We start from the raw sequence: 20,640 nt of genomic DNA, 5'->3' as shown, positions 1-20,640 counted from the left end.
TTTCTTCCCTTAAACGCTAAAATCTACAGAATAAAAAGTAGGGAACGTTTAACGGGGAGAAAAGACCTTTACTTTTCACGGTACCACCCGGGTTTGCAATATTCTTACGAAAATTGCCTCATGAAGCGGTTCAACAAGAACTGCTTCTTTTGATAACAGGTGTGTAAACACCTGGTTATGCCTAATGGATAAGTTCTTTCAGCATAACACTCTGGGACGATGTCGGATTAAGCTGTATTTCCGGGCTTCCAGCAACCCCGGCTCTCTGTGAATACAAGACCTTAAACCTTTTTTCCCTTCATCGTTTTGATGATATAAAGTTTTTAGTATGACTTAACTTACGATTGCCTTGTTAGCAACTGTAGAATCGTAGCAAGCAACACCGTCAGTTCGTACAACTTTTCTAAATTCAGCTAATAAGTGTGACGTTACTTTTCCTGGCTTGCCATCTTGAATTTTACGACCATCCACCTCTACGACAGCAATGACTTCAACAGCAGTTCCTGTTAAAAATACCTCGTCAGCAATGTATACATCATGTCTCGTGAAAGGCGCTTCTTTCATGTCGTACCCATGTTTGTTAGCTAAATCGATAATAGCATTTCGAGTAATACCTTCTAAAGCTCCTAAATAGACAGGAGGGGTATAAATCGTATTGTTCTTCACAATAAAGATATTGTCTGCTGAGCCTTCTGTGACATATCCTTGATCATTTAGCATCAAGGCTTCATCTACACCAGCTTGATTAGCTTCTAATTTGACTAATATATTATTTAAATAATTCAGCGATTTCACTTGTGGACTTAATACATCTGGTCGATTCCTCCGTGTTGCAACGGAACCAACTCTTAATCCTCGTTGATAAAGTTCTTTAGGGAATAGAGCGAGTGCCTCGGCGATGACAATGACTTTTGGCTGAGAACAAAATGTAGGATCTAATCCTAAATTGCCAGGTCCTCGAGAGACAACTACTCGGATATAAGCAGTGTCTAGTTTGTTTTTTCGGACAGTGTCTACAATAATTCGTTCCATTTCCTCCTTATCGTATGGGATGTTTAACATGATAGACTGTGCGGATTCATAGAGACGATGGAGATGTTCATGAAGTTTAAAAACATTTCCACTGTAGACTCGAATTCCTTCAAAAACTCCGTCGCCATATAAAAAACCATGGTCATAAACAGAAACGACGGCGTCTTCTTTCTTTACGAATTCGCCACCTAAAAAAATCCATTGGCTGCTCATACCGATCACTCCTTCCTTTTAAGTTTAGACGCTGTGATGTGTTAAATTAATTTGATAAAACCAATAATCTCTTGTTTTTATTTGTTAGTATTTTCATACTCTACCAATAAGTGCAAGAGAAGGAAAAAATCATTAAATTTACGTTGGCAATTAATGAAATTTGTTTGCCGATAAATATGATATTGACGCCAATAATACAGACAAAATAAAGGAAGGTCAACAGTTATTTGTGAAATATTCTAACATTTCAAAACAATCGACTTTTAAGTAAGCGGTTACAGTATTGGTACGAAAGAGAATTAATTAAATTTTCAGATTAATTGTAAATTTTTTTAAAGCGTTTACATTAATTTTTTTTTATAATAAATGAAGAACTTTTAATATCCAGTGTTTGTATATTGATTATCTGCTGCGATAATTGTATAACTAAATTAAGGATGTCAGTTGAGTGAAAGAAGGGTTCTATATGTCTAATCATAATGTGCAAGATGAAAGGATAGAGAGCTCAGATTTGAACGTAGATATGGTAATTAACGCTCTTCCTTTTGGTGTACTAATTGTTGATGCTTATGGAAATTTTAAACATATTAATGCAAAGGTTTCTGAAATTTGGGGCGGTGACCCAGCAAACTTAAAAAGAAGTTCGATATATGAAGAATATGATGGCTATCATAAGGGAAACGGAAAGAAAGTAAAAAGAGACGAGTGGGCCGTCGTAAAAGCGCTGGATAAAGCGGAATCAACTTTTGGAGAAGTTATCGATATAAATAGGTTCGATGGAAAGAAAACGACCATCTTGAATTCTGCTATTCCGTTGTTTGATGAAATGGGAAGAGTAAATGGTGCTGTACTAACGATATCGGAACTAGTAAATGAGAATAAGCTTGTACAAGAACTTGATATTCATAAACGGTATTTATATAATCTTGTGGAAGAAGAAACTAAAACTTTGAAAGCACAAAATGATCAATTGAAAGCTGAAATTATTGAAAAGCAAGAGTTACTAATAAAAAGCCGTAGAATTGATAATCTAAAATTAGTAGGAGACATGGCTGTTGGACTAGCACATGAAATTCGAAATCCACTCACAACGGTAAAAGGTTTCTTGCAATTATTCAGTCAAAACAAAGCATTTGAACAAAATAGTGAAACGATTGATTTAATGTTATCGGAACTTGATTATACAGAAGGAGTTATTAGTGACTTTTTATCGTTAGCAACGGATAAAAGAAATGAATTAACACATTATCAGTTAAACGAATGCATTCAAAGTATTAAACCAATGATCATGTCTCAAACGTCTTTGGATACAAAAAAAGTTATTATCGAAATGGATTCTACTATTCCAAAAGTATTCATTGATGAAAGAGAGATTCGTCAACTTATATTAAACCTTTCTACGAATGGATTAGAAGCAATGAACTCAAATCAATCGTTAACGATTAAAACGACGGTGCTTGACGATGAAGTGATTTTAATAATAAAAGATGAAGGTAATGGAATTTATGAGGATATTATTGAAGATTTAGGTAGACCATTCTTGACAACGAAAAGTGATCATCAAGGACTTGGTTTATCTATCTGCTATAGCATTGCCAAACGTAATCATGCAAAAATTGATTTTAAAACAGGGAAAAATGGAACGGAGTTTTTCGTGAAATTTCCTATCCCAGTGCAGAACTAAACACAAAAAGACACCACTTAGGTGTCTTTTTGTGTTTAGTTTGATGAAACTATTCTCATCATTTGCCATGTCGTTTCATAACTTGAAGTAACAGATACAACAAGGAGGAAATGACATGTCTATAGATGAGGAGAAGCTCCCTTATACGATTGATGAAATTACAGAAATTGCTGAAGGTTTTGGGCTTGATTTTTATCCAATGCGTTATGAAGTTTGTCCTGCTCATATAATTTATACTTTTGGTGCATACGGAATGCCAACAAGGTTTAATCATTGGAGTTTCGGAAAGCAGTTTTATAAAATGAAAATGCAATATGATTTGGGGTTAAGTAAAATCTATGAGTTGGTTATAAATTCAAACCCATGTTATGCTTTTTTGCTAGATACGAATTCATTAATACAAAATAAACTAATCATTGCTCATGTGCTGGCTCACTGTGACTTTTTCAAGAATAATGCCCGTTTTGTTAACACACGACGCGACATGGTTGAGAGCATGACAGCAACTGCAGAGCGTATTCAGCAATATGAGATGATCCACGGTAAGAGAGAGGTTGAAAAGTTTCTCGATGCAGTTCTAGCGATTCAAGAACATATTGACCCAAGTATTCAACGATCAAAATTAAGTTGGTCAATGGAAGATACGTGGGTTAATGACGAAGTAGATGAAATAAAAACTAGCCCTTATGATGATTTGTGGGAATTGGAGGAGCAACCTAAAGAAATATCAACAGCGACAAATAAGAATAAAAACCAAAAACAGTTCCCCCCTGAGCCTGAAAAAGATTTACTTTTATTTATCGAACATTACAGTAGAGAGTTAGAAGGCTGGCAGCGAGACATCCTTACGATGATGCGAGAAGAAATGCTTTATTTCTGGCCTCAGTTGGAAACGAAAATTATGAATGAAGGTTGGGCAAGTTATTGGCACCAACAAATTATTAGGGAGTTGGACTTAACAACAGATGAATCAATTGAATTTGCTAAGCTAAATGCCGGGGTGATTCAGCCGTCACGAACACAAATTAACCCGTATTATCTTGGGTTAAAAATATTTGAAGATATTGAAAACAGATATAACAATCCAACAAAAGATATGATGGAACGACAAGGGATAGAACCGAATAGTGGAAGAGAGAAAATATTTGAAGTGCGTGAAATTGAATCAGATATTTCGTTCATTCGAAATTATTTAACGAAGGAATTAGTTTTAAGGGAAGATATGTATTTGTTTCAAAAACAAGGAAGAGATTATGAGATCGTTGATAAAGAGTGGCAAGGGGTAAGAGACCAGATTATAACAAGTCGAATTAATGGAGGTTTTCCTTTTATTACTGTAAAAAATGGGGACTATTTAAAAGCAGGCGAGTTATTCTTAACACATGAATATGAAGGAGTAGAATTGGATACAACGTATTTAGAAAAAACGTTACCTTATTTGCATCAACTCTGGGGGAGACCGGTTCATATAGAAACGGTTATAGCAGAACGTCCGATCGTCTATTGCTATGATGGGAAAAAAATAAGTAAAAGATATATTTAACATGGAACGAGCATACCTTGGAAATAGAGTAGACAGTTCCAGCTTTTTCTCTTATCTTTTAAATCACGGTACTAGTGCGACGACATCCACTCCTGTATCACATTGTTTGCATTCACGGTATATTTTCTGAGGGATCAGCAAGCGTCCTCAGACTACGCCGTTGAGTCTCGTCTGATTCCTTCTTCCGCGGGTCTTTACTCGATGTTTTTCCTGAGACAGTCGCCGACTGTCACTTTCCAATAGCTGATATATCAAGATATTTATAGAAAGACGAGTCAGGAGGATTTATCCTGACTCGTTTTTTTTGAAACTGGCTTTTAGAATACACTTTTTTGTATTCTAACTTACTTTCAAAATAGATAATTCAAGTTATGATAATTGTAGAAGGTGCTGTAAAGAGAAATTACGATGTAAGTATGATAAATTTAGGTCATTACTTTAGTGAAAAAATAGTTGCAAAAAGTACTACTGAATTGTTGAAGGAGGTCAGTAATGAAAACATACGACGTTATCGTCATTGGTGGAGGTTCTGGAGGGTTAACTGTTGCTTCAGGAGCTGCCCAGTTCGGAGCAAAAGTTGCATTAATCGAAAAGAGGAACTCACTTGGCGGAGATTGCCTTCATTTTGGGTGTGTCCCTTCAAAAGCACTAATAGCAGCCGCTAAGGAAGTCCATCACCTTTATGAGTCCGCTAAATCTTTTGGCGTTTCTGTTTCAGGTACACCAAAATGGGCTACTGCGAAAGAGCGAGTTCATCAATCGGTGTCAAAAATCCAAGAACATGATGGGGATCAGAGATTTCGTGATTTAGGAATAGATGTTATTTTTGCTAAAGCGACTTTTCAAGATAGCCATCATATACAATTGTCATCAGGAGCTGTAATTAAAGGAAAACGAATTATTATCGCAACTGGTTCTAGACCGATCGTTCCAAACATTGATGGAATGGAACATATCCAAGTATTAACGAATGAATCGGTTTTTGATATGGAAGAGTTACCGAAACGAATTGTAATGATTGGCGGAGGACCTATTGGCCTTGAGTTATCCCAAGCTCTAAGTCGATTAGGTTCAGAGATGACGGTTGTTGATGCAGCAGATAAAGTTTTGCAACGAGAAGACGAAGAAGTTGCAGAAGTAGTCTTTTATCAGTTAAATAAAGAGATGGAATTTTTGCTGTCTTCAACTGTTGAAAAAGTTATAAAAAAAGTGGACAAGACATTTGTTAAGATAACTGGACAAAACCCTCGGGAAATAGAAGCAGATGCACTTTTCTTTGCGATTGGTAGAAAGCCGAATACGGATAAGTTAGATCTAGAAAAAGCAGGAGTCAATGTCAATCTTAAAGGAGAGATCATTGTAAAAGAAACATTGCAAACATCACAATCACATATTTATGCGATTGGAGATGTGAATGGAGCTTTCCCATTTACACACGGGGCAGGACATGAAGGCAAAGTTGTTATAGCTAACGCAGTATTTGGTTTGAAACGAAAAGTATCTTATGATCATGTACCTTGGGCTTTTTATACTGAACCTGAAATTTTTCATCTAGGTATGACGGAAGCAGAAGTAAAAGAAGTAAGAGGGGAAGATTATCACGTATATCGAATGGACAGTGGTCATGTTGATCGCTTAATTGCCGAAAATGATAACCAGTCCATTGTAAAAATCATAACTGATAGCAAAGGAATGATTTTAGGTGCCCATGCTGCAGGAGCAAATGCTGGAGATTGGATGCAACAACTTGTCTACATGAAAACAAACGGGGATTCCATTAAAAAAATCTCGAATAGTGTATATCCTTATCCTTCTAGAGGGGAAATAGTGAAAAATGCGGGTGACTTGTATTGGAGAGAGAAGCTATTTGGAAGCTCTCTTTCTAAAGTAATGAATAAATATGTTTCATGGTTTCGATAAAATGAAAGGAGGGAGGAGCTAAAATAGCTTCCTCCTCTTTTCATATGATGATTAATTATTATAAAATAACCTTCATGCTAGGTTGGAAACCAATATAACTTAGCATTCTACCTGTCTTACCTTTATCACGGCGGTGAGAGAAAAATAGATGATCATTGCAACTCGTACACAAAGTTGAAACATTCACATTCATTTCTTCTACTCCAGCATGAAGTAGTAATAATTTATTCAATGTTTTTAAATCAAGAAGATACTGTCCTTCCGTAACTTCTTTGTAAGGAGTTACCTCTGATGAAATGTGTTCAAGTACTTCATTTACTTCTTTTATGACTTTTTCATCAACAACATAACAACAGGAACCGATCGAAGGACCAATAACTACTTGCACATTAGAAGGAGAAATATCTTCCATCATATCCCACAGCTGAATCATCTTTCCGGAAATGTTTTTCACAGTTCCTTTCCAGCCTGCGTGAGCAATTCCGATCATATGGTGATCGGGAGAAAAGAAGTAAATTGGTACGCAGTCAGCGTAACATAACGTAAGTAATATGTTATCTTTGTTCGTATAAAACCCGTCTGTACTTTTGATGCTATCTTCGTAATCAAGGACACCTTGACCTGAAAGCTTATCTGTGACTTTAACGATTTGATCTCCATGAACTTGTTCGGCGCACACCCATTTTTCAGCAGAGAAATGGAGTTCTTTAGAAAGCTCTCTGCGATTGGATCTTACCTGTTGAGGATTATCCCCAACATGCAAACCTAAATTATTCGTTTCAAAAGGAAAAGAGCTTTCCCCACCATGTTTCGTTGTAAAACCGACAACAAGATTTGGTTCTAACTGTTGCCACTCTTCAAGAGCTAACGTAGATTTGCTTTTATTTATAAACGGTTCGCCCATAAAATATATCACTCCCATGTTGTAATAAAATGCATTTTCTTCTTTTTATCATAGTGGATAGTTAATTGTTTCGTGTCGGTTTTGAAAGATACACGCTCGTGTTTTGCAGTCAAGTCCCGCAGAAAAAATGGTTCACGATAATCAAGTTAAGAAAGAGCCACCCAATTTTAGGGGGCTCAAACTGTTATTCTCACTTTGATCTATCTTTAGGGTCATACATCTCATATGATTTCGGTTCTTCTTTTTCTTTTTGTTTTCCTTTTTGGGACGACTTTTTTAATTTATAGACTGTAAATGATGCAGCAATAAAGACAAAGGTCATAACGATATAAGCATAGCCCATTCCACTGTCTGAAGGATCAGGTACGGTGAAAATATCCATCTTTTTCCACAGCCTTTCGTAACATTTTAATTGAATCAACTGCTATTATAGCAAGTAAGAGTTGTAATTTCTTGTTAGGCGTATTATAAAGAAGGTTTTTTCTTTGGTTTCGGTGATAATAAGCTAGCAATCATACCTACTGCAGGAAATATCATCATGATAAGCAAAATCTCATTATATCCTCCAAAGACATCATAGGCAATGCCAAAGGGAAGAGGACCGAACGCAGATCCTGCGACAGTCATCGTTGTTGCAATTCCTTTGATGCTTCCTATGTGATGTCTACCAAAATAATCAGGGAAAATAATCGAGATCACAATTCTTTCTATGCCACCGATCAATCCCCATATTAATCCGAATGCAATCGCCCATGCAAAAGAATCCGTGAAATAGAGCGTTATAATAAAGATAAATTGTCCAACAAAAACAAATGCAAACATATAATGAACCTTTATTTTCTCAAGAACGAATCCAGCGAGCATTGTTACTGGAAATCCGACCATAGCCATCAAACTTAAAATAAAAGCTGATGCGGCAGTACTTAAACCACTTCCTCCTAAAATGGAAACGAGGTGAAATGTCAGTCCAGTGTTAACCATAGATGGGATGCCAACACAGAGGAGCAAAAGCCAAAATTGCCTCGTTCGCATGGCTTCTCTTAATGTGAAGGAAACATCATTGGCTAAACGAGGTGATGTATCATTTCCATTTTTATCTAATTGTTTATTATCAGGAAGAAGTCCAATGTCTTCCGGCTTGTTTTTCATAAAGAAGTAGACGATAGGAACAAAAAAGACGAGGATCATTGTTCCTAATATTCTCCAAGCATTTTCCCAACCGAAGTTGGAAATGAGTAATGCATTAAAAGGAGGGAATAAAGTGGAGCTAATAAATCCACCAATCATCATTAAACTAAATGCTCGACCTCTTTTTTCAATAAACCATTGGGGAATAAGTGTATTTGGGACTAGTGTCATAGAACCTTGACCAAGTAGACGAATTAAAAAGAAACCTATAAAAAGCATAAAGGGATTCATGACGATACTGTTCCAAAAACATGCGGCAGCGAGTAAAATGCTAACAGTTAAAGATACGGTCCGTTGGCCAAAACGATCGATACTAGAACCGACGAGAAAAAGAAGAAACCCAGCTGCAAGGGTTGCGGCTGAATATATTCCTGAAACTAGTGAGCGTTCCCAGTTGAAATCTAATATATAGTAATCTATGAATACTGCATTGGAATAAGTTTGACCTGGTCCAGAGAAAAACAAACTCATGGCACCAATTAATACAATATACCAACCGTAATAAAATGTTGGGGAACTTTCATTTTTGTTTTTTTTAATCATAAGTAAGTCCTTTCTCTTAAACACGCATTGAAATATATTCTAACAAATATTTCGAGAAACGTAATGTTATTTCCATATTGTTTATGAAATAAGCTTTATTAAGTTGAGTTTTAAAATCAAAACTGAACGATAACAGAGCAATGAAATTAAAATTTAAAATAAACTTAAGCAAATAAAAAAGCACTCGTAAGTTATACGAGTGCGTGTATTTTAGATGAATTAAGTTAAATAATGTCCAACGATAGCAAAGAAAAATACGAGACTGAATCCAACAAATGTTTTTTTCATTTTGCAGATCCTCCTTCAGTAAAAATCCATCAAATAAACCTGTATATTGATGTATTTGATCATATAAATTCATATTAGATGATTAAAAGAATATAACGTAGTTTATCTAATTATAACGTAATTTTAAACCATAATATGATGTGTGTGAAGTGTTTTTATAAAGAAAATAATAGAATTTTTTTGATGTTCATTTGTTTTTAGATTAAGATGAAACACATATCCCTTTAAATCGTAAACGAATGTGTAGGAGATGGTTTAACCGAGGAAGGAGAATAAAATGAAAGCACTTGCTACTCATCCTTATTATAAGGTTCGACGAGAAATCAACAGCATAGAACAAAAAAATGTAGAGTATGAACGGACGTTGTATTTATATGAAGATAAACTAATTACTCAACATAGGGAATTTCCAGCAGATAAAGTGTTTGACATGTCATATAGAGAATTAAAAAGTGGGGAAGAAGGAACACTTTTTATTCACACAAGCCAAGGAGTTTTTACTTATATTGTAAAAGAAGACCCTGCTGAGTTTATCGAAGCGTTTAAAGAATTAGAAAAAAAGTTACTTCATAAAAAAGACACATAATGACTAAAAAGTGTTCAAATCAATTGAAAGCGTATTAAATTTTGACTATAGTTAATCTATAAAGCAGACAGGGAGGTTCCAATGAATTATCGTAGACTTGGAAATACTGAATTGAAGATCAGTGAATTAAGTTTTGGTACTTGGGCAATTGGTGGTGCTTGGGGGAATACGAATGATACAGATGCTTTAGCAGGTTTGCAGAGAGCGATGGAACACGGGGTGAATTTTTTTGATACAGCAGATGTATACGGTGATGGTCATAGCGAAGAACTAATAGCGAAAGCAACAAAAGGAAAAGAAGATGAGATCTATGTTGCTTCAAAGTTTTGTCGTGCTGGTGACATTCATGATCCAGCTACCTACTCTGAGGATTCTGTAAGGCTATATTTGGAAAATACCCTTCGTCGATTGAAAAGGGATCGCTTAGATCTTTATCAAATTCATTGCCCTCCAATAGAAATATTAAAAGATGGAAAAGTATTTCATGTATTAGACAAACTTCAAGCAGAAGGAAAAATTCGCTACTATGGTGTCAGTGTAGAAACAGTTGAAGAAGGTCTTATATCCATGCAGAACGAAAATGTTCGAGCTCTTCAAGTTATTTTCAATTTATTTAGACAAAAACCAGTCTCTGAGCTATTTCCTGCTGCAATTGAACGAGGTGTTGGAATTTTAGCTAGAGTACCTCTGGCAAGTGGATTACTTACAGGGAAATTCACTAGTGATCATGCTTTTCAGGACGATGATCATCGGAAATTTAATCGAGATGGGCAACAATTCAATGTAGGGGAAACGTTTGGTGGACTTCCTTTTGAAAAAGGGGTCGAACTAAGCAACGATGTCTCATGGATTGCTGATGGTCGAGGCAATATGACTCAAGCTGCTTTAAGATGGATTTTGCAACACCATGCGATTTCATCCGTTATTCCAGGGTTTAGAAATGTCAGACAAGTGGATGATAACATTAAAGCAATCGAAGGGAAGAAATTCAGTCAGTTAGAGATGAATCGGCTTAAAGAGTTTTATGAAAACGAAGTTCATGAACATATACGCGGAGCTTATTAGAGCTTTACAGAATAAAATCCCTTGCACCTTTTTGCAAGGGATTTTATTATTTTCTTTTAAAGCATGGAATTGGAGCATAACTCGGATATCTTGATGTCGAAGTTGCTGTTTGTAACCGGGCTCAAATTCTGCATTAAACTTGTAATGAAGATAGTTCGTCTTCCACAAAATTCATTAAGTCTTTAATCATCTCTTCAGAGAAATCAAACCTTATGCCTGCTGCTTCGTAAACTTCAGTTAGCGACTTCGAAGCTCCTAAAGTAAGTGCTTTTTTATAATTTGACAGTGCTAACTCAGGATTGTTGCGATATTGTTTATACATTTGCACGGCACCTAGTTGCGCAATCACATATTCAATAAAGTAAAAAGGCACTTCGAAAATATGGAGAATTTTTAGCCACATTGTTTCAGACCACTTCTCATATCCAGACCAATCCACCACATTTGAATTAAGTTCCTTTTGAAGTTCGGCAAATTTTTCATTTCTCTCTTCTGGAGTATGGTTAGGGTTTTCATATAACCAGTGTTGAAATTGATCAACTACCATCCCCATCGGTAAAAATTCGATGATACCTTTTAATTGATCTTGTTTAGCTCGAACAAGGTCATTTTTATTTTTATAAAATAACTCCCATTGGTCCATCGTTAGCAGTTCCATCGACATGCTTGCCAATTCAGATGATTCCATTGGTGTGTCACGATACTCACTAAGAGAAATGTCTTTTTTGAAATCATTATGAATGCAATGTCCCATTTCATGGAGGAGGGTAATCATATCATCATGAGTAGTGGATGCATTCATAAAAATAAACGATAATTGAGAGATAGGTAAAGGAGCACAAAATCCTCCAGGTGCTTTGCCTTTTCGTGTTGTTAAATCAAGCATACCTCTGTTATCCATTGTTGTTAATAATTCTTCGAAACGACTGTCGAGATTAGAGAAAATCGCAGCTGATTTTTGAACAAGTTCATTTCTATTTTCAAATGGTTTCAAAGGTTTTAATCCTTTTGCTACTCCATTAGTGTCCCAGGGGCGATATGTGTCGATATTTAATTTCTGTTTGTGCTCTTGCTGAATTTTATCTTTTAAAGGGGTGACATGTTTTCGAATCGATTCAGCTAATTGTTTACAATCTTCAGGTGTATAATCAAAGCGTTCATATTTCTTAAACATATAATCGCGATAATTTTTTTCGTTGGCATTTTCAGCTTTTTTCTGACGAAGTTGAATCAATTCGCTCATAATCTCTTGCAACTCAGATTCTTTCGAAAGAAACGATTCTGCAGAAAGTTGCACGGCGTTTTTTCTTGTTTCTCGATCGGCATCTTGTGTATAAGCTGATATTTCACTCAATGTTTTCTCCTCGCCTTTCCAATTAACCGTTATAGCCCCGGTGTGCTCAAAATAACTAGTAGCTAAGCGGTCTTCTTCTACTTCGAGTGAAATATTCTCTTCGCGAAATAAAGCTTTTGCATTGTTTTTACTTTTAATAAATTGTTTGAATTCATTTTGATCTAATTGACTTATAAAAGGACTGGAAAGAAACTTTTCATCTAATAAAGCTTCATATTTTTTAACTAAAGGTACGATAACTTGTTGATCATGTTCGAATGCTTTTTTTGCAGTTTCAGAATCACTTTGAGATTGAAAGTCTATGTAATGTCCTGTAAGGCCCTCTTCCAATGCATCGTAAAGATCCGATTGACGTATAAGCCAATCTTCTAGTTGAGCAACTGATGTGATATCTTCTTCTGTTAGTTCAAGAAAAAAATCTTCAATAGATTCAGGTTGATGAAAGTTTAATTTTTCTTGATAAAATTTTGTCATATTTCTCCTCCTATTAGCCAATACTTTCTCTCATAGCATAATATATTATCTGACATACGTCGAATGAAAATGGGTGTTTGAGAAAACTAGTCTATGGTATGATTCAACTATGATCGTGTTAGAAATTACGAGGGGGCAGATGGGGGAAGCATTATGAAAAAAACATTAAGTATTATCTTAATCATTCAATTTTTAGTTTATGCAGGATTCGGTATGGTTATTCCAGTCTTGCCAGAAGTTGTGACGGATGTTAGTAGCCGTGCCGGTCATATTGGTGGTTTACTGGCGATCTATTCATTGGCTTCTTTTTTAACATCACCAACATGGGGGCATTGGGCCGACCGTCACGGAAGACGGCGTATATTAATGCTCGGACTGTTTGGGTATGCTCTTGGGTTTATATTATTTGGTTTATTTCTTGATTCACTAATGATGATGTACATAGCAAGAGCCCTGAGTGGTGTGTTTGCAGGTGCGTTGTATGCTGCTGCCATGTCAACCATTTCAGATATTTCTGATGATGAAACGAGAAATCGTAATTTAGGTTTGGTAGGGATGTCTATCGGGGTAGGTTTTATCATTGGTCCGGCATCCGGCGGACTTCTTAGTGTATTTGGCTTTGGTGTACCTTTCTTTTTAGCTGGAGGGATTATGCTTGTACTTGTGCCGTTTGCATGGAAAAATCTAGATGATGCTAAATGGATCAAGGTAGAGGCTGAACATAATCGAAAGTTCCTGCCTACGTTAACCATTCCAACTGGTGGAACGTTAAAAGTCTTACTCATCATGAGTTTTAGTGCTTCCTTTTTATTAGCCGGTTTAGAAAGTGTGTTTCAGATCTACGGGATTGATATGATTGCAATGACTCCTACAGAAATGGGCGGATTATTTTTTATTAGTGGTGTCATTTTAGCCCTTGTTCAAGGTGGATTGCTTAGAAAAGTTAAAACAGGAACAGAATACAGATGGATTATTGTTGGTCAATTAGCTTCAGGACTTGCCTTTTTATTCATGGCCATTTTCTTTAACATGTTTTTTGCAGCTATTTATTTAATTCTATTTGTTGTTGGGAATGCAGTTATTCGAACATTATCTCTATCGTTGATTACGAGGGCTAGCGGTAATCGTTCAGGTTACGCTTCTGGACTTCAATTCTCTGCAGATAGTATGGGTAGAATAATAGGACCTCTTCTTTTTGCATTTTTATACGATATCGTAAGTGGTCAGTTGTTTTATATTGCGTTTAGTATATCGATGCTCTTTATTTTGTTTATGTTATTCAATAAAGAAAAGTTAAAAGTATCGCCAAATGATGAACCGGAAGTAAGACAAGGATAATAAATAATTCTTAAAGAGAAAACTTTTAAAGGAGTTTTCTCTTTTTTGTTGAATTCATCATCGTGTGGTTAAAAGGAGGCTTATTATTATGAAAACATTAGTTTTAGGTGCAGGTGCTACAGGAGGATATTTCGGTGGACGATTATTAGAGAAAGGAGTGGATGTCACGTTTCTCGTTCGAGAGAAGAGAGAGAAACAATTGAAAGAGGAAGGTTTAATTATAAAAAGTGTCCATGGAGATGTCAGATTAAAACCCTCAACGATTCGATCTGATCAACAAGAAGATAGTCCATTTGATATCGTTTTTGTTGCAACGAAAGCATACCATTTTAAAGAGGCAATGGAAGCTGTGGAACCGTTTATTCGTGATTATACAATCGTCATACCTCTATTGAATGGCATAGAACATATTGAGGACCTATATACGTATGTTTCAAAAGAGCAAGTTGTAGGTGGTTTATGTTTTATTGAATCCACATTGAATGAAAAAGGACACATCATTCAAACGAGTGAGAAGCATGAATTAGCATTTGGTGAAATGTCCGGAGTAAAAACGGAACGAATTAATCAATTAAATGAGCTGTTTTCCGGTACAAAAGCGACATTTAGACTTAGTGACCATATCGAGCAAGATTTATGGCATAAATATTTATTTATTACAACAGTATCTGGTATAACTTCTCTCATGCGTGCTCCTGTAGGACCGATTCGAGATACATTAGAAGGACGCACGTATATACAACAGTTATTCGAAGAAGTAAGGCTGACAATGGAAGAAGCGAGAGCACCGATTGCGGAGGGTATCGTAGAAAAACAGATGGCAATCGTAGAGCAATTAGATGATAGAATGAAATCTTCTATGTTGAGAGACATTGAAAAAGGCCATCGTATTGAAGCGGATCATTTGCAAGGGTATTTATTACTTTTAGCTGAAAGAACAGGGGTAGAAACACCTTTGTTAAAATTAATTTATCAACATTTGAAGGTTTATGAGAAAAATCTCACTTAGAAATGTGTTAAGAGCTTAAATAAAAACAAGGTAACTCCAATAAGGAGGTACCTTGTTTTATGAACTAGTTATGGTGTTTCAATAATTGTTACTTCTACATTTTGTCTTCCGAATGCAAAAGCTTCATCTTTTGTTGGTACGTGTAAGTCAATTCGATTGCCTTTAATCGCACCACCGATGTCTCCTGCAACAGCTTGTCCGTAACCTTCTACTTCAACAATTGATCCTAGTGGAATAACATTCGGATCAACAGCAACAACTTTTTTGTCTCGATCATTTCTAAGGTCAATTCCTGTATAAGTGATACCTGAACAGCCTTCACAATCTGCAGTATAGGCAGTTGCTTCTAAGTTCATTGTCGTTTCAGCATCGTTATTTGAGCTGTTAGATTCGTTTGACTCATTTGAAGAGCTAGATTCCGTTGATTCATTGGAAGAACTAGATTCCGCAGATTCATTGGAAGAACTAGGTTCGTTTGAGTTATTTTCTTCTGTAGATTCATTTGAAGAACTAGGTTCATTTGAACTACTTGATTCATTTTCTTGATTTGATGTTGCTACTTCTGATTGTGGTGCTTCAATGTTAGGGTTATACCTGCTTGTCATGTCTTTTAAAGCTGAATAAGTATATGGCCCAGCAACACCTTCATTATCTTCCACGTCTTCATCGTTTTGATAATTAATCAATGCTTCTTCGGTCAAAGGACCAAATATTCCATCTAGGTTATACTCATAGTAGTCTAACTCAGCAAGGTCTTCTTGAAGGGCTAATACAAGGTCCCCTTCGTCCCCTTTTTCAAGTCCTGAAAGGGCTGCAGCTGTTTGAATCCCCGTAAGACCGTCTACTAACAAGTCGTATTTTTCTTGGAATTCTTGTACGGCTTTAGCTGTTGATTCATTATACTCATTGCTCCACTCGTGACTTTCCTTTTTCTCAAGGAAGTCATTGTCTTCAAGCAATTCTTTGAGTTCAATGACATGATCGTGATTTTTTCCAGTATATAATAGTTTGTCTCCCAATTCTTTATCATTACTTGCTGCACCTACTTGTGTGCCTGAAAATAAAATGGCACCGACTACAACAGCTGAGACGCCGAATCGTTGAAACGATCGATTTGATTTGTTTGTTTTCATAATATGAAAACCTCCTTTTTGTGTTTCCTAGTTCAACGATGCCAATCGTATCAGCCTAGACATGGAGGTTCAATACCTTTTGATGTTATTTAATGTTATGAAAAGAGATTGTCATTATTCGAAATGGTTTTGTTATCTTTCAGAGACTTTCACATTATTCAAACGAGCAGTTTACTTGCTTTTGTTGCCACTCATCTTGTAACAAACTCATTTCGTACATTCCCCAATACTCTGAATCGACGAGTCTGAAGTCTCGAAAAAATCCTTCATCTTTAAATCCATAGCGACGATAGATTTTGTGGGCATGAGGATTCGTCTCAAAAACTCCAAGAGATATTCTATGTAATTGTAATGTTTCAAATGCAAAATGTAATATTTGATCAAGAATAATTGGTGTAAACCCTTGCTTTTTATCTTGTTCTTCTCCAATAAGAAGTTTACCAATTCTTGCGGAGTGGTGTATATGGTCAATTTTTCTTAATGCCACGTGTCCAATCGGTCGACATGAATTTTTTTTAATAACTGTGAAAAGGAAGGCTTCATTATTTTTTTCGTTAACATTAGTTATATATGAATGAAGTTGTTCATCTGTTAAGGGGAATTGAAATGTGACTCCTCCCCATTTCATTAAAAAAGCAGGTGATGTATCGTTAAGCCAATATTTTAAATAGGAAAAGTGGTCTCTTGTAAATGGAATGAGTTTGATCATTTCGTTCACCTTCCTTGCAAAATTTAACCGATCTAATATGATTATAAACGAGATCAAAGAAAAATGGGGGGTGGTTAAAGAAAAGGTTCTGAAATCTGATATCATTCAACAAAACTTAGCTCTAAATTTCCATGCAAAATTAATCGATTTAGTTGGAGAGGTTTACACGTTTTGTAATTAAGGTTTTAACGAACCACGACTAATAAGTTGAATGAAAGAGCCGTATATTGGTATGATGAAAGGCGATACAGTTTTACTTTTAAAAATAAAGATCGAGAATAGCTACAAAGTTTACTCATTGGAAATTTAATAAATAATCATCACAAGCTTCTAGAAAAAATCATATCTTAATCCATTACTTACTTATAAAGGAGTTTATATGCAATGATTCAAAGAAAATCAGATCGAGAAATTGAATTAATGAAAGAAGCAGGAGTATTGGTTGCTAGTATCCACCGTAAATTAGCAACGATGGTAAGACCAGGTGTAACAACGCTTGAATTAGATGCATTTGTTGAGAAAACATTAAAGAAACATGGTGCAAAACCTGCTCAAAAAGGCTATCTTGGTTATGCTTACGCCACTTGTGCATCTATAAACGATGAAATTTGCCATGGTTTTCCTCGAAATCAACCATTAAAAGAAGGAGACGTTGTGACGATGGATTTTGTTGTTGATCTTAACGGTGGTTTGGCAGACTCGGCATGGACATACGAGGTAGGCGAAGTGTCTGATGAAATTAAACAATTAAATCGAGTCACGGAAGAAGCGCTTTACAAAGGAATTGAGCAGGCTGTTGCTGGGAATCGTGTGGGAGATATAGGAGCGGCGATTCAGTCGTTTATTGAGCCTTACGGTTATGGCATTGTAAGAGATTTTGCTGGACACGGTATTGGACCGACGATTCATGAAGAACCAAATATTCCTCACTTTGGAAAAGGTGGAAAAGGGCAACGGTTGAAAGAGGGAATGGTCATTACAATAGAACCAATGATAAATATTGGAGATTGGCAGTCTAAAATGGATGATAATGGTTGGACTGCGAGAACGAGAGATAAGACTATTTCTACACAATATGAACATACACTTGTCGTAACAAAAGGTAACCCAATCATTACAACGGATCAAAATCAAGAAGGCATGATTGATTTGTAAATTTGCGATGGGTTTCACTCTACTTAAAGCGCACATGGCTTTAAGTAGAGTTTTTTTAGGTCTCACAATTCGAAGATAAATAGGCAAGCACCATGATTTTAAGTGAACATAGAATGTAGAGAATAGAAAAAGAAAGGAGAGGAGATCGTGCAAGATCAACGTCAATTAAGCTGGTTACTTCCTTCTCAACCCACTCCTCAAGGATTAGGAGCGATTGGTTCATTGTTTGGTTTTGGACCTCCATATGGGGGGCCCCAACAATATGGTCCACGTCCGCCCATTGGCCCTCCAGGTTTTGGGCAAGATGGTCCACCTCCTGGTCCCCCGCCAGGAAGACCACCGCTTGGCGTGGAACAAGAAGTTGGAGTTTTCGCCGTCGATCCTGGTGCCTTTAGACGGTGTTTATACCGTTATACGTATGTCATTTTAGATGATGGTCGTAGGTTTTGGTTTTGGCCTACATTTATCGGACGGACGTCTGTAGCAGGGTATAGATGGAGGCCAAGGCAGTTTAGATGGGTGTATATGGGATTAGATACTAGGCTAATTCGTTCTTTTCAATGCCGATAATGATAAACGAACACTAGGGAATAACGAAGACATTCTTAATTACTAATTGAGAGTGTCTTCGTTTTATAGAAGCAAAAAAGTGATGCTTTAAAAATGGATTAAAACATTCTTTGTTCCCCTGTAGAAATTTCGAGGGGGTTTTTTTAACGTTCAAATAGTAATTAATGGATGAAGCTATGAGCAGATCGATGTATAATGAAATTAGAAAGAAACAATGTCTTTACATTTTCTAATACGGTAATAATTAATGTAGATCATATTTAAATACATTGTAAAATAATAAACGAAGAGTTTAAGTTGTATTAGGAGGAGTTACATGTTTCAGTGGAAATGGATGACAAATGAGGCGGCACTAGAAATAGTTGAGTGGGAATATAATGACAATCTTTCATTTTATAATATTCAAAACAACTTAGATGATTTGGATGAATTTTTGAATCCATTCAAATGGAATCACTATGCTGCTATTTATGAAGGCGAAGGTTTGGTCGGTTATTTTACCTTTGATCCATTGAATATACATGAGGTAGAAATTAATATAGGCCTTCACCCTGATTTAGTAGGTAAAGGTAAAGGGTATTCGTTTGCTGAGTATGCAATTAAAACAGCGATAGAATGGTATGAGCCAAAAAAATTACTAGTGGATATACCTGAATTTAATCAAAGGGCCATTCGATTATTTGAAAAGCAAGGCTTCCAAACAGTAAACAGATCCCTCAATATATTAAATGGAGAAGAATATTTATTTGTAAGAATGGAGAAGGCAATTGTCTAGTAATATAAGTTTCTAGACTATATGTGTGAGGAGGAATAAGCATGTATTTTACTCGTTTTGACTCGGCCTCAAAGATGCTTGAAATCGCAGAAGATTTTCTTATTCGAAAAGAAGCGAATCATAACCTTCCTCTTGGAGTGCTAAGGCAATTATCAAAAGATGAATCGTCTTCGAGTTCTATCAATAAAAACAATGTTATGATCCTAGGCCAAGATAACAATGACAAAGTCACAGTTGTTGCGGTAAGAACACCACCTAGAAATCTAATTATTTGTGGTCATTTAGATGCTCTGAAAGAAACGGCGAAATGGATACATGCTCACGAGATGACTCTTCCAGGAGTGATTGGTTGCACAGACACTGCTAAAACGTTTGCAGAGGAATGGACAAAGTTGACAGGTGCATATGCAGAAGAGAAATTGACCCAAAATATATATCAACTGAAACATTTGCAAAAATACCCTCGTAATCAGGGCAGACTTACTTATGCAACAGAAGATGATATCGCATTGGTTATGTCGTGGACAGAGGAATTTGAAAAAGAGGCATTAGGTTTGAAAGAACACCCTTTATTAGAAGAAACAGTCATTAAAGAAATAAGAAACAACCAAGTGTTTCTTTGGAGAGATGAAAATTGCACACCAGTTTCAATGGCGAAAAGAGCGAGAGAATTAAAAAATGGAGTTGTAGTAAATTTCGTTTACACTCCTGAAGAGTATCAACGAAAAGGGTATGCAACAACATGTGTCGGTGCATTAAGCGAAAGAATGTTGAATGAAGGGTTTAAATTTTGCAGTTTAAATACAAATGCAAAAAATCCTACATCAAACTCAATTTACATGAAAATTGGCTATGAACCTGTAGGGGACGCAGTGGAATATCAATTTAAGTATAAATAATAAGATTATGTTCTAAAAGTATAAATGGGAAATGGTATAGAAAAACGAGTCAGGTGAATATATCCTGACTCGTTTTAAATTTAGAATGGTTTTTGAGACAGTTGTTTTTTTCAATTACATTCTATTCGTTGCCTACGTCGAAGCGATTCGAACCTTATTGTTGAAGTTCATGCTCTTTTCTGAAGACTAGCGGTTCGTTCGGGGAGAGGGTGGGATATATCTGACGAAGTACTATGAAAAAACTCTCTGTATCAACAA

Annotated in this window: 18 protein-coding genes; 11 read left to right on the top strand and 7 right to left on the bottom strand. The window is 36.0% G+C overall.

The window, feature by feature from the left end; genetic code table 11:
- Positions 1-333 precede the first annotated feature (333 nt).
- On the bottom strand, positions 334-1,245 hold the full coding sequence (ilvE, locus tag QDN89_RS03705; RefSeq protein WP_280768726.1) for a branched-chain-amino-acid transaminase: 912 nt from the start codon (positions 1,243-1,245) through the stop codon (positions 334-336).
- A 466-nt stretch (positions 1,246-1,711) separates the two neighbouring features.
- On the opposite strand from ilvE, the gene QDN89_RS03700 reads away from it, so the two are divergent.
- From QDN89_RS03700 to QDN89_RS03690, 3 genes are all read left to right on the top strand, one after another.
- Positions 1,712-2,929, top strand: a complete 1,218-nt coding sequence (locus QDN89_RS03700) for a two-component system sensor histidine kinase NtrB (RefSeq protein ID WP_280768725.1) — start codon at positions 1,712-1,714, stop codon at positions 2,927-2,929.
- 115 nt (positions 2,930-3,044) lie between these two features.
- Entirely contained in the window at positions 3,045-4,472 is a 1,428-nt protein-coding gene (locus QDN89_RS03695; protein ID WP_280768724.1) for a SpoVR family protein, read from the top strand.
- 492 nt (positions 4,473-4,964) lie between these two features.
- Complete coding sequence (locus QDN89_RS03690; RefSeq protein ID WP_280768723.1) at positions 4,965-6,392, top strand: dihydrolipoyl dehydrogenase family protein; 1,428 nt, start codon at positions 4,965-4,967, stop codon at positions 6,390-6,392.
- A gap of 58 nt (positions 6,393-6,450) precedes the next feature.
- Here QDN89_RS03690 and pgeF read toward each other — a convergent pair whose 3' ends face one another.
- The 3 genes from pgeF to QDN89_RS03675 all read right to left on the bottom strand — a co-directional run bounded on the left by pgeF (position 6,451) and on the right by QDN89_RS03675 (position 9,027).
- Positions 6,451-7,296: a peptidoglycan editing factor PgeF gene (gene pgeF, locus QDN89_RS03685; RefSeq protein ID WP_280768722.1), complete on the bottom strand. Its 846-nt coding sequence runs from the start codon at positions 7,294-7,296 to the stop codon at positions 6,451-6,453.
- 190 nt (positions 7,297-7,486) lie between these two features.
- Positions 7,487-7,678, bottom strand: coding sequence for a hypothetical protein (locus QDN89_RS03680; protein WP_280768721.1), 192 nt, complete (start codon positions 7,676-7,678; stop codon positions 7,487-7,489).
- A gap of 83 nt (positions 7,679-7,761) precedes the next feature.
- Complete coding sequence (locus tag QDN89_RS03675) at positions 7,762-9,027, bottom strand: MFS transporter (protein ID WP_280768720.1); 1,266 nt, start codon at positions 9,025-9,027, stop codon at positions 7,762-7,764.
- A 565-nt stretch (positions 9,028-9,592) separates the two neighbouring features.
- Here QDN89_RS03675 and QDN89_RS03670 point away from each other — a divergent pair.
- Positions 9,593-9,901, top strand: a complete 309-nt coding sequence (locus tag QDN89_RS03670) for a hypothetical protein (protein WP_280768719.1) — start codon at positions 9,593-9,595, stop codon at positions 9,899-9,901.
- Between the two features lie 81 nt (positions 9,902-9,982).
- Positions 9,983-10,966 (top strand): aldo/keto reductase, encoded by a 984-nt coding sequence (locus QDN89_RS03665; protein WP_280768718.1) that lies wholly within the window; start codon positions 9,983-9,985, stop codon positions 10,964-10,966.
- Positions 10,967-11,099: 133 nt separating this feature from the next.
- Here the strand turns inward: QDN89_RS03665 and QDN89_RS03660 are convergent, their stop codons facing one another.
- Positions 11,100-12,794 carry a M3 family oligoendopeptidase gene (locus QDN89_RS03660; protein ID WP_280768717.1) on the bottom strand — a complete coding sequence of 565 codons (1,695 nt, stop codon included), beginning with the start codon at positions 12,792-12,794 and terminating at the stop codon, positions 11,100-11,102.
- 153 nt (positions 12,795-12,947) lie between these two features.
- On the opposite strand from QDN89_RS03660, the gene QDN89_RS03655 reads away from it, so the two are divergent.
- Both QDN89_RS03655 and QDN89_RS03650 read left to right on the top strand, forming a co-directional pair.
- Entirely contained in the window at positions 12,948-14,132 is a 1,185-nt protein-coding gene (locus QDN89_RS03655; protein ID WP_280768716.1) for an MFS transporter, read from the top strand.
- Positions 14,133-14,220: 88 nt separating this feature from the next.
- Entirely contained in the window at positions 14,221-15,141 is a 921-nt protein-coding gene (locus QDN89_RS03650) for a ketopantoate reductase family protein (RefSeq protein WP_280768715.1), read from the top strand.
- A 68-nt stretch (positions 15,142-15,209) separates the two neighbouring features.
- Here QDN89_RS03650 and QDN89_RS03645 read toward each other — a convergent pair whose 3' ends face one another.
- Positions 15,210-16,274 carry a peptidoglycan-binding protein gene (locus QDN89_RS03645; protein ID WP_280768714.1) on the bottom strand — a complete coding sequence of 355 codons (1,065 nt, stop codon included), beginning with the start codon at positions 16,272-16,274 and terminating at the stop codon, positions 15,210-15,212.
- Between the two features lie 154 nt (positions 16,275-16,428).
- Positions 16,429-16,983 (bottom strand): GNAT family N-acetyltransferase, encoded by a 555-nt coding sequence (locus QDN89_RS03640; protein ID WP_280768712.1) that lies wholly within the window; start codon positions 16,981-16,983, stop codon positions 16,429-16,431.
- A gap of 384 nt (positions 16,984-17,367) precedes the next feature.
- On the opposite strand from QDN89_RS03640, the gene map reads away from it, so the two are divergent.
- The 4 genes from map to QDN89_RS03620 all read left to right on the top strand — a co-directional run bounded on the left by map (position 17,368) and on the right by QDN89_RS03620 (position 20,382).
- Positions 17,368-18,138, top strand: coding sequence for a type I methionyl aminopeptidase (map, locus tag QDN89_RS03635; protein ID WP_280768711.1), 771 nt, complete (start codon positions 17,368-17,370; stop codon positions 18,136-18,138).
- Between the two features lie 147 nt (positions 18,139-18,285).
- Positions 18,286-18,708, top strand: coding sequence for a hypothetical protein (locus tag QDN89_RS03630; RefSeq protein ID WP_280768710.1), 423 nt, complete (start codon positions 18,286-18,288; stop codon positions 18,706-18,708).
- A 316-nt stretch (positions 18,709-19,024) separates the two neighbouring features.
- Positions 19,025-19,483, top strand: coding sequence for a GNAT family N-acetyltransferase (locus QDN89_RS03625; RefSeq protein WP_280768709.1), 459 nt, complete (start codon positions 19,025-19,027; stop codon positions 19,481-19,483).
- A 41-nt stretch (positions 19,484-19,524) separates the two neighbouring features.
- Entirely contained in the window at positions 19,525-20,382 is an 858-nt protein-coding gene (locus QDN89_RS03620; protein ID WP_280768708.1) for a GNAT family N-acetyltransferase, read from the top strand.
- Positions 20,383-20,640: the final 258 nt, after the last annotated feature.

The sequence above is a fragment of the Salipaludibacillus daqingensis genome, from assembly GCF_029891575.1.
In the GTDB taxonomy this organism is placed as follows: Bacteria; Bacillota; Bacilli; order Bacillales; family Salisediminibacteriaceae; genus Salipaludibacillus; species Salipaludibacillus daqingensis.
This window is presented reverse-complemented; position numbering and strand designations above follow the sequence as displayed.

Coding starts and splice junctions, on each gene's coding strand:
- QDN89_RS03655 (WP_280768716.1), top strand. CDS start 12,948: ATGAAAAAAACATTAAGTATTATCTTAATCATTCAATTTTTAGTTTAT.
- QDN89_RS03650 (WP_280768715.1), top strand. CDS start 14,221: ATGAAAACATTAGTTTTAGGTGCAGGTGCTACAGGAGGATATTTCGGT.
- QDN89_RS03680 (WP_280768721.1), bottom strand. CDS start 7,678: ATGGATATTTTCACCGTACCTGATCCTTCAGACAGTGGAATGGGCTAT.
- QDN89_RS03675 (WP_280768720.1), bottom strand. CDS start 9,027: ATGATTAAAAAAAACAAAAATGAAAGTTCCCCAACATTTTATTACGGT.
- QDN89_RS03665 (WP_280768718.1), top strand. CDS start 9,983: ATGAATTATCGTAGACTTGGAAATACTGAATTGAAGATCAGTGAATTA.
- QDN89_RS03700 (WP_280768725.1), top strand. CDS start 1,712: ATGTCTAATCATAATGTGCAAGATGAAAGGATAGAGAGCTCAGATTTG.
- QDN89_RS03660 (WP_280768717.1), bottom strand. CDS start 12,794: ATGACAAAATTTTATCAAGAAAAATTAAACTTTCATCAACCTGAATCT.
- QDN89_RS03670 (WP_280768719.1), top strand. CDS start 9,593: ATGAAAGCACTTGCTACTCATCCTTATTATAAGGTTCGACGAGAAATC.
- QDN89_RS03640 (WP_280768712.1), bottom strand. CDS start 16,983: ATGATCAAACTCATTCCATTTACAAGAGACCACTTTTCCTATTTAAAA.
- map (WP_280768711.1), top strand. CDS start 17,368: ATGATTCAAAGAAAATCAGATCGAGAAATTGAATTAATGAAAGAAGCA.
- QDN89_RS03690 (WP_280768723.1), top strand. CDS start 4,965: ATGAAAACATACGACGTTATCGTCATTGGTGGAGGTTCTGGAGGGTTA.
- QDN89_RS03695 (WP_280768724.1), top strand. CDS start 3,045: ATGTCTATAGATGAGGAGAAGCTCCCTTATACGATTGATGAAATTACA.
- pgeF (WP_280768722.1), bottom strand. CDS start 7,296: ATGGGCGAACCGTTTATAAATAAAAGCAAATCTACGTTAGCTCTTGAA.
- QDN89_RS03645 (WP_280768714.1), bottom strand. CDS start 16,274: ATGAAAACAAACAAATCAAATCGATCGTTTCAACGATTCGGCGTCTCA.
- QDN89_RS03625 (WP_280768709.1), top strand. CDS start 19,025: ATGTTTCAGTGGAAATGGATGACAAATGAGGCGGCACTAGAAATAGTT.
- QDN89_RS03620 (WP_280768708.1), top strand. CDS start 19,525: ATGTATTTTACTCGTTTTGACTCGGCCTCAAAGATGCTTGAAATCGCA.
- ilvE (WP_280768726.1), bottom strand. CDS start 1,245: ATGAGCAGCCAATGGATTTTTTTAGGTGGCGAATTCGTAAAGAAAGAA.